The following is an 11,554-nucleotide window of genomic DNA, read 5'->3' on the forward strand; positions in this document are numbered from 1 at the left end:
CACCGGCCGGCCGCGCGCAGCGCGCCGGTCGACACGCTCGGCCGGCTTGCCGAGCCATTCACCGACCTGCGCGTCGAGCGCGCGGGCCGGATCGAGCACGGCGTCGACGGCGCCCATCTTCACGAGATTGTCGAGCCCCGGCGCGAACACCGGCGTCGAGCGCGCCATCTCCTTCAGCACGTCGATCGGCAGCTTGGTCACGCGCGACATCGACGGCAGGTCCATCACTTCCGGTTCGGCGCCCGGCACCGCAAGCAGCGTGCGCGTCGCGAGCGCGGTCGCGATGAACGCGCCGGCGGCCGTGTGGCCGTACAGCACGCCGATCGTCCGGTGCCCGGCGAGATCCGCGTGCATCAGGCACTTCGCGAGATGCGACAGCCCCTCGTTCAGGCCGAGCAGTTCGTCGCGCTTGCTCATCCGCTGGCTGTCGCTGTCGACGAGCACGAGGATCGGCGTGTCGCCGCCGCGCGCGATCGTGTCGAGCACGCGCGCCGCGAGCGTCAGCGCCTCGTCGATGCCGAACGGCAAACGGTCGGCGACGCCGATCACGTCGACGCGTGTACCGGCCAGTTCCGCATGCCCCGTCAGCAGGCCGCCGGTGCGGGCAATCGAATGGCCCTGGGGAAACAAGGCGTTCAGCACTTCATCGAGCGTCATGCGTGCTCTCCTGCAATTGATCCGCGAGCGACGCGAACGCGTCGTCGGGCATGCCCGGAATCGCTTCCGGCTTGTCCGCCCCGAGCGTGCGCCAGACGTCGAGCGCATCGTGGCATGCGCCGAACCGTTCGACACGCGCCTCGAGACGCGCCTGCTCGGCACGCAGCATCGCCGCATCGAATGTCGGCGCGCGCCCGATCAGCTCGAGCGCCGCCGCGCGGAATGCGTCCGGCGTATCGGCCACGTAGCGATCCGCGCCGCCGATCAGCCGCCGGTGCTTGCCGCCCATCGTGCGCCAGATCAGCGCGCGGTCCTTCGAATCGAACTCCTCGACGCCGCGATTGGTTTCGATGACCTCGGGGCCCGACACGCTGATACGGCCCTGCTCCGACACCGCAAGCGCCGAGCAGCATGCGGCGAGCAATCCGCCGCCGCCGTAGCAGCCCGCGCGCCCGCCGATCAGCCCGATCACCGGCACGCCGGCCGCACGCGCTTCGACGAGCGCGCGCATGATCTCGGCAATCGCGAGTTCGCCCGCGTTCGCCTCCTGCAGCCGCACGCCCCCCGTATCGAACAGGATCAGCACCGGCTTGCCGACTTCGCGCGCGGCGCGCAGCAGCCCGGTGAGCTTCGCGCCGTGCACTTCGCCGAACGCCCCGCCCATGAAGCGGCCTTCCTGCGCGGCGACGAACACCGGCTGCCCGTCGAGCCGGCCGTGGCCGACCACCATCCCGTCGTCGAACTGCTGCGGCAGGTCGAACAGCGGCAAGTGCGGGCTCGTCACGCGTTCGGCCGGCCCGAGGAATTCGTCGAAGCTTCCCGCGTCGAGCAGCCCGTCGACGCGCTGCCGCGCCGACGCTTCGTACCAGCTCGCCCCATTCGCGACGAACGCGGGCGTGTCGTGGATCGCATCGTTCATCATGCGTCCCCCTCGATCGCGCGCACGGCCTGCGCGAGCCGCAGCGACACCATGTCGGGCCGCGCACCGCCGTCGTTGATCGACAGCTTCAGGCCGCCCGGCGTGCGCCGCTCGACGAAATCCGTGACGACGGCCTGCCACACCGCACCGAAACCGACCGCCGCGGTGCGGATGTCGATCTCGCATTCGTTGCCCGGCAGCACGCGCTCGACGAGCACCTCGAGATTGCCGGATGCCACCACGCCGACGAGCGCCGCGGCCTGCTCGCCCTTCGCGCGCTCGCGCGCGGTGAAGCGATAGTTCAACTGTTCCATGCCCTCTTCCTCACCAGTTGCGGAACCGGGCCGGCGGCGCATAGAGCCCGCCCGACCAGTGCACGAGATCCTTGATCGAGCGCGCGGCGAGCCAGCGGCGATCGGCGTCGAGCGGATCGATGCCGAGATCCTCCGGACGGCGGATCACGCCGCGCTCGCGCAGCCGCTCGACCATCTTCCGGTCGCGGCCGCGGCCGATCTCCGTATAACCGGCGACGCCGCGGATCGCGTGCTCGCGTTCGTCCTTGTCGCGGCACATCAGCAGGTTCGCGATCCCTTCCTCGGTAACGATGTGCGTGACGTCGTCGCCGTAGACCATGATCGGCGCGAGGTCGAGCTGCAGCTTGTCGGCGAGCTTCAGCGCGTCGAGTTTCTCGACGAACATCGGCACGTTCTTGTCGCCGAACGTCTCGCCGATCTGCACGACGAGCTTGCGGCCGCGCCTGAGTGCCGCCGGCGTATCGGGGTCGGCTTCCGCGCCGGCCTTCAGCCACGGCTCGCTCGGGTGACGCCGGCCGCGCGCGTCGCTGCCCATGTTCGGCGCGCCGCCGAAACCGGCGATGCGCTCGGCGGTGACTGTCGACGAATGGCCCGACAGGTCGATCTGCAGCGTCGAGCCGATGAACATGTCGCACGCGTAGAGGCCGGCCGTCTGGCAGAACGCGCGGTTCGAGCGCAGCGACCCGTCGGAGCCCGTGAACCATACGTCGGAACGCGCGCGGATGTAGTCGTCCATCCCGACTTCCGAGCCGAAGCAGTGGATCTGCTCGACCCAGCCCGATTCGATCGCGGGAATCAGCGTCGGGTGCGGATTGAGCGCCCAGTGCGAGCAGACCTTGCCCTTCAGCCCGAGCTTCTCGCCGTAGGTCGGCAGCAGCAGTTCGATCGCGGCCGTGTTGAAGCCGATCCCGTGGTTCAGGCGCTTGATCCCGTACGGTTCGTAGATGCCCTTGATCGCGAGCATCGCGGTGAGGATCTGCGTTTCGGTGATCGCGGCCGGGTCGCGCGTGAACAGCGGCTCGACGTAGAACGGCCGGCCCGCTTCGACGACGAAGTGCACGCGGTCGCCGGGAATGTCGACGCGCGGCACCTTGTCGACGATGCGGTCGACCTGCGCGATCACGATGCCGTCCTTGAACGCGGTGGCCTCGACGACGGTCGGCGTGTCCTCGGTGTTCGGGCCGGTGTACAGGTTGCCGTCGGCGTCGGCGCTGACCGCGGCGATCAGCGCGACCTGCGGCGTGAGGTCGATGAAGTAGCGCGCGAACAGCTCGAGATAGGTGTGCACCGCGCCGAGCGCGATCTTGCCGCCGAACAGCAGCTTCGCGATGCGCTGCGACTGCGGGCCCGAATACGCGAAGTCGAGGCGCTTCGCGATGCCGCGCTCGAACACGTCGAGATGCTCGGGCAGCACGACGCCCGACTGCACCATGTGCAGGTCGTGAATCTTCGCGCTGTCGACGTCGGCGAGCGCCGTCGCGAGCAGGTCGGCCTGCTTCTGGTTGTCGCCTTCGAGGCACACGCGGTCGCCGGGCCGCAGCACCGCTTCGAGCAACGCGACGGCGTCGCGCGCATCGACCCGCTTGCCCTGCGCGAAACGCGCACCGGCCGCGAGGCGTGCATCGCGCGCCTGCCGCGCGTGATTCCATCCCGTCATGAACAGTTCTCCCGCTTCGATGGTTCAGCGGCATTCTAAGCCTGGCGCCGCCGCCGATTGATGATGTTGACGAATGCGACTCAGAGGACGCCGCGATGGATGCGGCCCGCACGCTTGGGCCGCATCGCAGCGCGCTACGCGCCGACCAGCGCGCGCGTCGTGAAGAACAGCACCGACGGCCCGAGCAGGCAGCCGACGCCCGTATGGAACGTCGCGACCAATGCGCCGTACGGGACGAGCCGGCGATCGGTCGCGGCGAGCCCCGCGCTCACGCCGCTGACGGTGCCGGCCAGGCCACCGAAGATCATCGCGGAACGCGGGGTCTTCAGGCCCATGAAGTTGGCCGCGACCGGCGTGCCGACCATCACGATGATCGCCTTCACGAGCCCCGTCGCGATGCTGAGCGCGATCACGTCGGAGCTCGCGCCGATCGCCGCGCCCGTCACGGGGCCGACGATGTAGGTGACGGCGCCCGCGCCGATGGTCGTCATGCTGACCGCGTCGGTGTAGCCGAACGCGCGCGCGATGCACGCACCGACGATGAACGGCAGCACGGTGCCGAGCAGCAGCGACACGACGCCGACGAGCCCGGCCTTGCGTGCCTCGGTCGGCTGCACTTCGAACGCGGTCGCGACGATCGCGAAATCGCGCAGCATCGCGCCGCCCATCAGGCCGACGCCCGCGAACAGCTTGACGTCCGCCAGCCCTTTCTCGCCGCCGGTGAATGCGCCGCCGACGTAGGCCAGCGCGAGACCGATCACGATCGCGATCGCGGAGCCGTGTACACGGCCGAACGTGAGCTTGCGCGACGCGATCGACGACAGCCACATGATCAGGCCGACCAGCGCGAACGACGCGACGAGCCCGTTGTGGGCGACGACTTTTTCGAGCATCTGCAGCATGGCGGCCTCCTTCACTGTTCTTCGAATTGCGGCACGGCCGCGAAGGCCGTGTCGTCGCGCCCGGTGCGCACGAGTACCGCGATGCAGCATGCGCAGATCGCGACCGCGCCGACGGCGGCCAGCAACGCGACGGGGCCGCCCTTGAGCGCGGCGACGACGTTCTGGTTCGCGGCCATCGCGACGACGACGGGGATGTACATCGCGCCCCAGAACCCGACGCCGGCCTCGGTTTCCTTCGGCAGCCAGCCGCGCCGGTGCAGCCACAGGCGCAGGCAGATCAGCAGCAGCATCGCGATGCCGACGCCGCCGACATTGGTCTTCACGCCGATCGCGCTGCCGAGCAGGTCGCCGAGGAACAGGCCGGCCAGGTGGCAGAACGCCAGCAGCGCGGTTCCGTAGATGATCATGAGTCGTCTCCAGTCTCTTCGTGACGGGCGCCGGACGCATGCAGGAACCGGCCCCGCACGCCGATCCCGTGCGCGGACTCGTCTCCTGCGGCGGTGCGCCGCGGCCCGGCGGCCCGTCATGCGGGCGCGTTCTCGGGCGGTCGATGGGATGATGCGGTTTCGGGCCGGATGCCGGATGCCGTAGACTGACCGATGCAGCCGCCGGCACGACGCGGGCTACGCATCCGGTGTGCGCCGTGACGGGCACGCACCGAGGCGTGATCCGATACTAGCGCCGCAATATCCGGCCATTTATGAAGTTGTCGAAACCGATTCAGTGGATTTAGCAATGCGCCCGTTACCGCCCGAGTTGCTGCGCAGCTTCGTCGCCGTCGCCCAGTCCGGCAGCTTCACCGCCGCGTCCGAGCGCGTGAGCCTGTCGCAGTCGACCGTCAGCCAGCATATCCGCCGCCTCGAGGAGCTGCTCGACCGGCCGCTGTTCGAACGCGACACGCGCAACGTGCACCTGTCGCAGCACGGCGACGCGCTGTTCCGCTACGCGGTGCGCATCCTCGAACTGATGGACGAAGCCGTCACGTCGGTGTGCGGGCCGCCGCTGTCGGGCAAGGTGCGGCTCGCGATGTCGGAGGATTTCGCGTCGGCGCACCTGACGGCCGCGCTCGCAAGCTTCGTGCAGCGCAATCCGGAAGTCGAACTCGCGATCTCGACCGGGCTGTCGGGCGACCTGTTCGACGCGCTCGACGAAGGGCGGCACGATCTCGTGTTCGCGAAGCGCATCGCGGGCAGCCGGCGCGGCCGCGTGATCCGCAGCGAGCCGCTGTACTGGTGCACGGGCCCCGATTCGCGAATCACCGGCCACGAGGCCGTGCTGCCGCTCGCGATGCATCCGGAGCCGAGCGTGTCGCGCCGCCGCGTGCTCGAATCGCTCGAAGCCGTCGGGCGGCCGTACCGGATCGCGGTAGTCAGCAGCAGCGTCGCGGTGTTGCGCGCCGCCGCGAGCGCGGGGCTCGGCGTCAGCGCGTTCGCGGGCTACGTGATCCCGGCCGGGCTCGCGCGGCTCGACGCGGGGCTGCCCGAACTCGGCGAACTCGAGTACGTGATCGACCGGCCGGCGGCCGCGTCGCGATCGACGCTCGCGCTCGAAGCCACGCTGATCACGGCCGCGTCGGAGTTGTAACCGCACCGGGCGCGACGCACGCATGCGCGGCCGGCCGCGCCCGCAACTGACAGTTCTGCCCGGAACGCGTCATCGTCCGCGCAGCACCCGCTCACGACAATGGGCCCCATCGGAACGCACGGCAGCCGCCGCGCGCATCCGGTGTCCCGTCCCCTTGATCGGAGCACGCCATGAATGTCTTGCGATTCGCCGTCGCGACCGCCGCCGCCGCCCTGCTGTCCCCCGCCTTTGCCCAGACCGATGCCGCCGCGCCCGAACAGGGCCTGACACGCGCGGAAGTCATCGCCCAGCTCAAGCAGGCCTATCTCGACGGTGAACTGCCGACGAACGACGGCAACTACCCGCCGAGCGCCGCGACGCGCGCGCGCAACCGCGAACTCGTGCAGGCCGCGAGCCCGTCGTGGCTTGCCCAGACGCCGCGGGCACCGCAAACGGCCGCGCAGCAGTAGCGGAGCGCGGCCCGACCGATCGCGGCCCGACCGAAACGCTCCGCCCAGGCGCGATCACGGCAGGAAGCTGCGGCGCCGCGCGTCGATCAGCTCGACGAGCAGGCGGTCGCGTTCGGCCGCCAGTTCCTGCATCGAGCGCCCGCCCTGGATCGCGCGCAATTCGTCGTTCAGCTTGCGATCGACGTCCGGGTTGAACGAGGGCGTGCCGAGGTCGTCCCACCAGCTCGTGATCGGCCCCGACAGGTGTTCGAGGAAGTGCGCGATTCCGCCCGCGCCGCCACCGAGGTGATAGGTCAGGCACTGCCCCATCAGCCCCCAGCGCAGGCCGGGCCCCCATGCGACGGCCTTGTCCGCATCGGCAACGCTCACGACGCCTTCGCCGACGAGGTGATACACCTCGCGGAACAGCGCCGCCGCGAGCCGGTTCGCGACGTGGCCGGTCATCTCCTTGTTGAGGACGATCGTCTGCTTGCCGAGCGCATCGTAGAACGCCTTCACGCGCGCGATCACGTCCTGGCCGGTGGCCTCGCCGCCGACCAGCTCGACGAGCGGAATCAGGTGCGGCGGATTGAACGGATGCGCAATCAGGCACCGTTCCGGATGCTTTTCGCATGCGGTCTGGATGTCCGACATTTTCAGGCCCGACGAACTCGACGCGATCGGCACGTGCGCGGGCAGCACGTCGTCCATCTGCCGGTACAGCGCACGCTTCAGGTCGAGCCGCTCCGGGCCGTTCTCCTGCACGAAGTCGACGCCGTCGAGCGCACGCACGAGATCGGCATCGAACGACAGCCGCGCGGAAAGCTCGGCGGCCCGCTCGCCGAGAAACGCGGCCAGTGCGTCGCGCAGCCGTGCGTCGGCTTGCGGCGCCGGATCGGTCGCGACGACGTCGAAGCCCTGCGTCAGATAGAAAGCGGCCCAGCTGGCGCCGATCACGCCGGCGCCGACGATCGCGATGCGTCGAATGTCCATGGTTGTCCCGTGTCGTTGGTCTGCAGATAGATCGCGGCGATTGTCGCATCGAACCGCACGGGCCTGCATTGATGCAGATTGTGGATCCCCTCTTGAAATGCGCTGCGGCGGCCACTAATTACGCGTCGTCGGGCAGCGCACCACAACACGCACTGCCCCCGTTTCGACCCAGTGGAGCCCCCGCGTCGCGCCCGCCGCAGGCGTCGCGCCGTCGCGTCTCCCGCGTTCCCTGTTCAGGAGGACTCACATGAGCGGTATCCATTTCGGCAGCGACCTGTTCGACGAATTCGCCCGCGTGCAGCGGCAGGTGGCGAGCCTGCTCGGCGATCGTCCGTCCGGCATTCGCGCGGTGCGGCCCGGCGCCTTTCCCGCACTCAACGTCGGCGCCACCGATGGCGCGATCGAGATCGTCGCGTTCGCGCCCGGCATGGCCGCGGCCGACTTCGACGTGTCGATCGACAAGGACCTGCTGACCATCAGCGGCGAGCGCAAGCCGGCGCCAGGCGGAGAAGGCGACGACCTGCGCACCTATGCGCAGGAGCGCTTTCACGGTGCGTTCCGCCGCGTCGTCGAGCTGCCGCGTGACGCGGATCCCGACCAGGTCAGCGCCCGCTATGAAAACGGCTGCCTGCTGATTCGCGTCGGCCGGCGCGAGGCATCGAAGCCGCGCGCGATCACCGTTCAATAATTCTCAGGATACCGACATGACTACGAACCCGACGCTGGCCGAACGCCAAACGAGCACCGTCCACCCCGCTGCCGCCGAAGCGGCGCGCCGGCCCGCGATCACGCCGGCCGTCGACATCGTCGAGAATCACCTCGGCGTCACGCTGCGGGCCGACCTGCCTGGCGTGCCGCGCGAGAACCTCGACGTGAAGGTGCACGACAACACGCTGACGATCGAGGCCGACACGCACCTCGATACGCCGGCCGACCTCCGCGTGCGGCATGCCGAAATCCGCGCGACGCGCTATGCGCGCAGCTTCGTGCTGAGCCCCGACCTCGACACGTCGAGGATCGACGCGAACCTGCGCGACGGCGTGCTGACGCTGACGATTCCGCGCCGCGAGGAAACGCGTCCGCGCCGCATCGACGTGACGGCCGGCAACGCGTAAGCATCGGTGCGTGCCGTCGTCCCGCACGCGTGAAAAAGCCCCGCCGGGTACGCGCCCGGCGGGGCTTTTCAATGGCATGGCGACATCGGCGGAGTCAGTCGAAGTCGAACAGGTCGAACACCGATTTCCGGCGACGCTGGCCGTCATGCTTGTAACGATCGCCGTGCGAGCGGCCATCGTGCCTGTCCCGATCGTCGTGAGCGCGGCCGTCGCGCCCCCACCCGCCGTCATGGCCGCGCGGCGCTTGCGCATCGTGCCGCACGGGCGTCTCGTCGCGACGCACCGGCGCGTCGCCGGCCTCGCGCGCGATCAGCTTGTCGAGTTCGCCGCGATCGAGCCATACGCCGCGGCAGGTCGGACAATAGTCGATTTCGATCGACTGGCGCTCGGCCATCAGCAGGTCGGGCGTCTTGCAGACAGGGCATTTCATCGCGCTTCTCCTTTCCGGGCGAATTTCGTCTGGATTCCGTATGAGACGCGCGAGCCGGTTGCCGCCTGAGCGGCAGCCGGCGTCGCGCGCGGCCGCTCAGCGGCCTTCCGTCCGTGCCGCGCGCTTCGCCTTCGCGCGCCGCGCCAGCATGTTCATGCCCTCGACGAAAGCCGAGAACGCCATCGCCGCGTAGATGTAACCCTTCGGCACATGCGAGCCGAAACCTTCGGCGATCAGCGTCATGCCGATCACCACCAGGAACGACAGCGCGAGCATCACGATGGTCGGATTGCGGTCGATGAAGCGTGCGAGCGGCTGCGCGGCGAACAGCATCACGGAGACGGCGACGATCACCGCGACGAACATGATCGGCACGTGTTCGGTCATGCCGATCGCGGTCACGATGCTGTCGATCGAGAACACGATGTCGAGCATCACGATCTGGCCGATCGCGGCCCACATCGTCAGGCCTGCCGCGCCGCCGGCACCGCCCGCGCCGTCACCGTCGTGCGACACGTGGTGATGGATCTCGGTGGTCGCCTTCCAGACGAGGAACAGGCCGCCCGACAGCAGGATCATGTCGCGCCACGAGAACGCATGGTCGAACAGCGTGAACACCGGTTCGGTGAGGCTTGCGATCCACGCGACGCTGCCGAGCAGCGCGAGGCGCATCACCAGCGCGAGCGCGATGCCGAAGCGCTGCGTGCGGGCGCGCTGCGCTTCGGGCAGCTTGTTGCTAAGGATCGAGATGAAGATCAGGTTGTCGATGCCGAGCACGACTTCCATCACGACGAGCGTCAGAAGCGCCGCCCAGACGGCAGGGTCGGCGGCAAGCGTCAGCAGGTAGTCCATGAAATGGGCCGATTCGAAAGTGGAAAGCCCGATGATATGCCGCCCAGAACTTCGTAAAAATCAGAGAGAATCTGATTTTTGGTTCGGTTTTTCCGAAATTACGTTCCGATGCTCAATTTCCGACATCTGTACTACTTCTGGGTCGTCGTGAAGGAAGGCGGCTTTGCGCGCGCGGCCGGGCGGCTCGACATGGCCGTGCAGACCATCAGCGCGCAGGTGCGCGAGCTCGAGAAAGCGCTCGGGCACCAGTTGCTGCGCCCGGCCGGGCGCAGCGTCGCGATGACCGACGCCGGCCAGGCCGCGTTTGCGCGGGCAGAGGCGATCTTCGAGATGGGACGGCTGATCCCCGACGAAGTGCGCGCGGCGGCCAGCCAGCCGACCGTGCGGCTCGCGGTCGGCCTCGCGGACGGCATCTCCAAGCTCGCCGCGCACGCGATCCTGGCACCCGTGCTGGATACCCCCACGCTGCGGCTGCTGTGCCACGAGGGCGAGCACGATGCGCTGCTCGCAGAACTCGCGCTGCATCATCTCGATCTCGTGCTGGCCGGCCAAGGCGCGCCGTCCGGTTCGAACCTGCGCGTGACGAGCGAGCGGCTCGTCGCGTCGCCGGTCGACTGGTACGGCCCCGCGGCACTCGTCACGCCGGCCGCGCGGGAGCACTTTCCGCAGTGCCTCGCCGAGCTGCCCGTGCTGCTGCCGACCGCGCACTCGGCGCTGCGCGCGCGCCTCGACCTGTGGCTGGAAGGTGAGCGGATCGTGCCCCGCGTGGCCGGGGAATTCGAGGACAGCGCGCTGATGGCCGTGTTCGCGGCGCGCGGCCTCGGCGTGTTTCCGCTGAGCGAACTCGGCGCGAACGATGCGTCGCTGCTGCGCGGGTTGCGGCGGCTCGGGCGCGCGGGCGACGTGACCGAGGAGATCCACGCGATCCGCTCGCGGCGCGGCGAACACCATCCGCTGACGTCGCAATTGCTGGACGCGGCGCGCGGCGCGCCGGCCGACTGAAGCGAGTGCGACATCAAACGAAACTATAATGGCGCCCCGGCCTTACGAGATTGCCGCGCGCTTCATCCAGGCACCGCCGTTGCGCGGCCTCTCGCCAAGCCTTCTGAAAGACGCCATGCACAACCGATTTCGCCTGTTTTCCGTTTCGTGCGCGCTCGCGGCCGCGACCGTGCTGGCGGCGTGCTCGTCGCCGCCCAAGCCGATCTACCAGCAGGAACAGTTCGACGCGACGAGCAGCCCGTATGCGCATACGTTCCATTCGAAATCCGACGCGGCCTGCGAGGCCGCGCGGCGCGCGCTGCTGAGCCAGGGTTATGTGGTGTCGTCGTCGCGCAACGATGCGGTCGACGGCAGCAAGAATTTCCAGCCGAACAACGACATGCACGTCGTGATCGAGTTTCACGTCGTGTGCGCGGACGCGAACGCGGACGGCTCGTCGAGCATCGCGTACGTCAACGCGGTGCAGGATCGTTACACGCTGAAGAAGTCGAATACGTCGGCCAGCGTCGGGCTCAGCGTGTTCGGCTCGCTGTCGCTGCCGATCGGGTCGAGCGACGACGCGCTCGTCAAGACCGCCAGCGAGACGATTCCCGCCGGCGTGTTCTATGAGCGCTTCTTCAATCTCGTCGAGCATTTCCTGAAGATCGACCCGGCCCGCCGCGACCGCGCGACCGTCAAGGCCGCCGAGAAGGAACCCGTCA

General features: G+C 69.0%; 15 protein-coding genes. 6 read left to right on the plus strand and 9 right to left on the minus strand.

What is annotated here, in order from left to right:
- The 6 genes from mdcE to madL form a co-directional block, all read right to left on the minus strand.
- On the minus strand, nucleotides 1–657 hold a 657-nt coding region (gene mdcE / locus ABY44_RS02785), incomplete at its 3' end, for a biotin-independent malonate decarboxylase subunit gamma (protein WP_431640822.1).
- Nucleotides 644–1,579, minus strand: a complete 936-nt coding sequence (locus ABY44_RS02790) for a biotin-independent malonate decarboxylase subunit beta (RefSeq protein WP_060173805.1) — start codon at nucleotides 1,577–1,579, stop codon at nucleotides 644–646. The genes mdcE and ABY44_RS02790, both read right to left, overlap by 14 nt.
- Nucleotides 1,576–1,890: a malonate decarboxylase acyl carrier protein gene (gene mdcC / locus ABY44_RS02795; RefSeq protein WP_027787896.1), complete on the minus strand. Its 315-nt coding sequence runs from the start codon at nucleotides 1,888–1,890 to the stop codon at nucleotides 1,576–1,578. Before mdcC ends, ABY44_RS02790 begins: the two co-directional genes overlap by 4 nt.
- Before the next feature lie 10 nt (nucleotides 1,891–1,900).
- On the minus strand, nucleotides 1,901–3,547 hold the full coding sequence (mdcA, locus tag ABY44_RS02800; protein ID WP_059695565.1) for a malonate decarboxylase subunit alpha: 1,647 nt from the start codon (nucleotides 3,545–3,547) through the stop codon (nucleotides 1,901–1,903).
- A 134-nt stretch (nucleotides 3,548–3,681) separates the two neighbouring features.
- A complete protein-coding gene (gene madM, locus ABY44_RS02805; protein WP_060173804.1) occupies nucleotides 3,682–4,449 on the minus strand; it encodes a malonate transporter subunit MadM in 768 nt (255 codons plus the stop codon).
- Between the two features lie 11 nt (nucleotides 4,450–4,460).
- A complete protein-coding gene (madL, locus tag ABY44_RS02810; protein ID WP_021162694.1) occupies nucleotides 4,461–4,856 on the minus strand; it encodes a malonate transporter subunit MadL in 396 nt (131 codons plus the stop codon).
- 328 nt (nucleotides 4,857–5,184) lie between these two features.
- Between madL and ABY44_RS02815 the strand changes: the two genes are divergently transcribed.
- Both ABY44_RS02815 and ABY44_RS02820 read left to right on the plus strand, forming a co-directional pair.
- Complete coding sequence (locus ABY44_RS02815) at nucleotides 5,185–6,033, plus strand: LysR substrate-binding domain-containing protein (RefSeq protein WP_027787899.1); 849 nt, start codon at nucleotides 5,185–5,187, stop codon at nucleotides 6,031–6,033.
- A gap of 170 nt (nucleotides 6,034–6,203) precedes the next feature.
- On the plus strand, nucleotides 6,204–6,482 hold the full coding sequence (locus tag ABY44_RS02820) for a DUF4148 domain-containing protein (RefSeq protein WP_059695563.1): 279 nt from the start codon (nucleotides 6,204–6,206) through the stop codon (nucleotides 6,480–6,482).
- Between the two features lie 54 nt (nucleotides 6,483–6,536).
- Here ABY44_RS02820 and ABY44_RS02825 read toward each other — a convergent pair whose 3' ends face one another.
- A complete protein-coding gene (locus ABY44_RS02825; RefSeq protein WP_027787901.1) occupies nucleotides 6,537–7,454 on the minus strand; it encodes a 3-hydroxyacyl-CoA dehydrogenase NAD-binding domain-containing protein in 918 nt (305 codons plus the stop codon).
- A 247-nt stretch (nucleotides 7,455–7,701) separates the two neighbouring features.
- Between ABY44_RS02825 and ABY44_RS02830 the strand changes: the two genes are divergently transcribed.
- Together ABY44_RS02830 and ABY44_RS02835 are read left to right on the plus strand one after the other, a co-directional pair.
- Nucleotides 7,702–8,142 carry an Hsp20/alpha crystallin family protein gene (locus tag ABY44_RS02830; protein ID WP_027787902.1) on the plus strand — a complete coding sequence of 147 codons (441 nt, stop codon included), beginning with the start codon at nucleotides 7,702–7,704 and terminating at the stop codon, nucleotides 8,140–8,142.
- A gap of 16 nt (nucleotides 8,143–8,158) precedes the next feature.
- A complete protein-coding gene (locus tag ABY44_RS02835) occupies nucleotides 8,159–8,569 on the plus strand; it encodes an Hsp20/alpha crystallin family protein (protein WP_176096710.1) in 411 nt (136 codons plus the stop codon).
- A 94-nt stretch (nucleotides 8,570–8,663) separates the two neighbouring features.
- Here the strand turns inward: ABY44_RS02835 and ABY44_RS02840 are convergent, their stop codons facing one another.
- Both ABY44_RS02840 and ABY44_RS02845 read right to left on the minus strand, forming a co-directional pair.
- On the minus strand, nucleotides 8,664–8,999 hold the full coding sequence (locus ABY44_RS02840; protein WP_027787904.1) for a zf-TFIIB domain-containing protein: 336 nt from the start codon (nucleotides 8,997–8,999) through the stop codon (nucleotides 8,664–8,666).
- A gap of 96 nt (nucleotides 9,000–9,095) precedes the next feature.
- Entirely contained in the window at nucleotides 9,096–9,851 is a 756-nt protein-coding gene (locus ABY44_RS02845; protein WP_431018840.1) for a TerC family protein, read from the minus strand.
- 108 nt (nucleotides 9,852–9,959) lie between these two features.
- On the opposite strand from ABY44_RS02845, the gene ABY44_RS02850 reads away from it, so the two are divergent.
- Nucleotides 9,960–10,853, plus strand: coding sequence for a LysR family transcriptional regulator (locus ABY44_RS02850; protein ID WP_027787906.1), 894 nt, complete (start codon nucleotides 9,960–9,962; stop codon nucleotides 10,851–10,853).
- Between the two features lie 115 nt (nucleotides 10,854–10,968).
- Nucleotides 10,969–11,554: DUF2242 domain-containing protein (locus ABY44_RS02855; protein ID WP_431640824.1), on the plus strand; the 586-nt coding region annotated here is incomplete at its 3' end.

The organism is Burkholderia sp. ZZQ-2 (genome assembly GCF_050768715.1).
Classification (GTDB): Bacteria; Pseudomonadota; Gammaproteobacteria; order Burkholderiales; family Burkholderiaceae; genus Burkholderia; species Burkholderia cepacia.

What these genes read in the sequence shown, in the direction of transcription:
- ABY44_RS02790 (WP_060173805.1), bottom strand. Translation starts at nt 1,579, where the DNA reads ATGATGAACGATGCGATCCACGACACGCCCGCGTTCGTCGCGAATGGG.
- mdcC (WP_027787896.1), bottom strand. Translation starts at nt 1,890, where the DNA reads ATGGAACAGTTGAACTATCGCTTCACCGCGCGCGAGCGCGCGAAGGGC.
- mdcA (WP_059695565.1), bottom strand. Translation starts at nt 3,547, where the DNA reads ATGACGGGATGGAATCACGCGCGGCAGGCGCGCGATGCACGCCTCGCG.
- madM (WP_060173804.1), bottom strand. Translation starts at nt 4,449, where the DNA reads ATGCTGCAGATGCTCGAAAAAGTCGTCGCCCACAACGGGCTCGTCGCG.
- madL (WP_021162694.1), bottom strand. Translation starts at nt 4,856, where the DNA reads ATGATCATCTACGGAACCGCGCTGCTGGCGTTCTGCCACCTGGCCGGC.
- ABY44_RS02815 (WP_027787899.1), top strand. Translation starts at nt 5,185, where the DNA reads ATGCGCCCGTTACCGCCCGAGTTGCTGCGCAGCTTCGTCGCCGTCGCC.
- ABY44_RS02820 (WP_059695563.1), top strand. Translation starts at nt 6,204, where the DNA reads ATGAATGTCTTGCGATTCGCCGTCGCGACCGCCGCCGCCGCCCTGCTG.
- ABY44_RS02825 (WP_027787901.1), bottom strand. Translation starts at nt 7,454, where the DNA reads ATGGACATTCGACGCATCGCGATCGTCGGCGCCGGCGTGATCGGCGCC.
- ABY44_RS02830 (WP_027787902.1), top strand. Translation starts at nt 7,702, where the DNA reads ATGAGCGGTATCCATTTCGGCAGCGACCTGTTCGACGAATTCGCCCGC.
- ABY44_RS02835 (WP_176096710.1), top strand. Translation starts at nt 8,159, where the DNA reads ATGACTACGAACCCGACGCTGGCCGAACGCCAAACGAGCACCGTCCAC.
- ABY44_RS02840 (WP_027787904.1), bottom strand. Translation starts at nt 8,999, where the DNA reads ATGAAATGCCCTGTCTGCAAGACGCCCGACCTGCTGATGGCCGAGCGC.
- ABY44_RS02845 (WP_431018840.1), bottom strand. Translation starts at nt 9,851, where the DNA reads ATGGACTACCTGCTGACGCTTGCCGCCGACCCTGCCGTCTGGGCGGCG.
- ABY44_RS02850 (WP_027787906.1), top strand. Translation starts at nt 9,960, where the DNA reads ATGCTCAATTTCCGACATCTGTACTACTTCTGGGTCGTCGTGAAGGAA.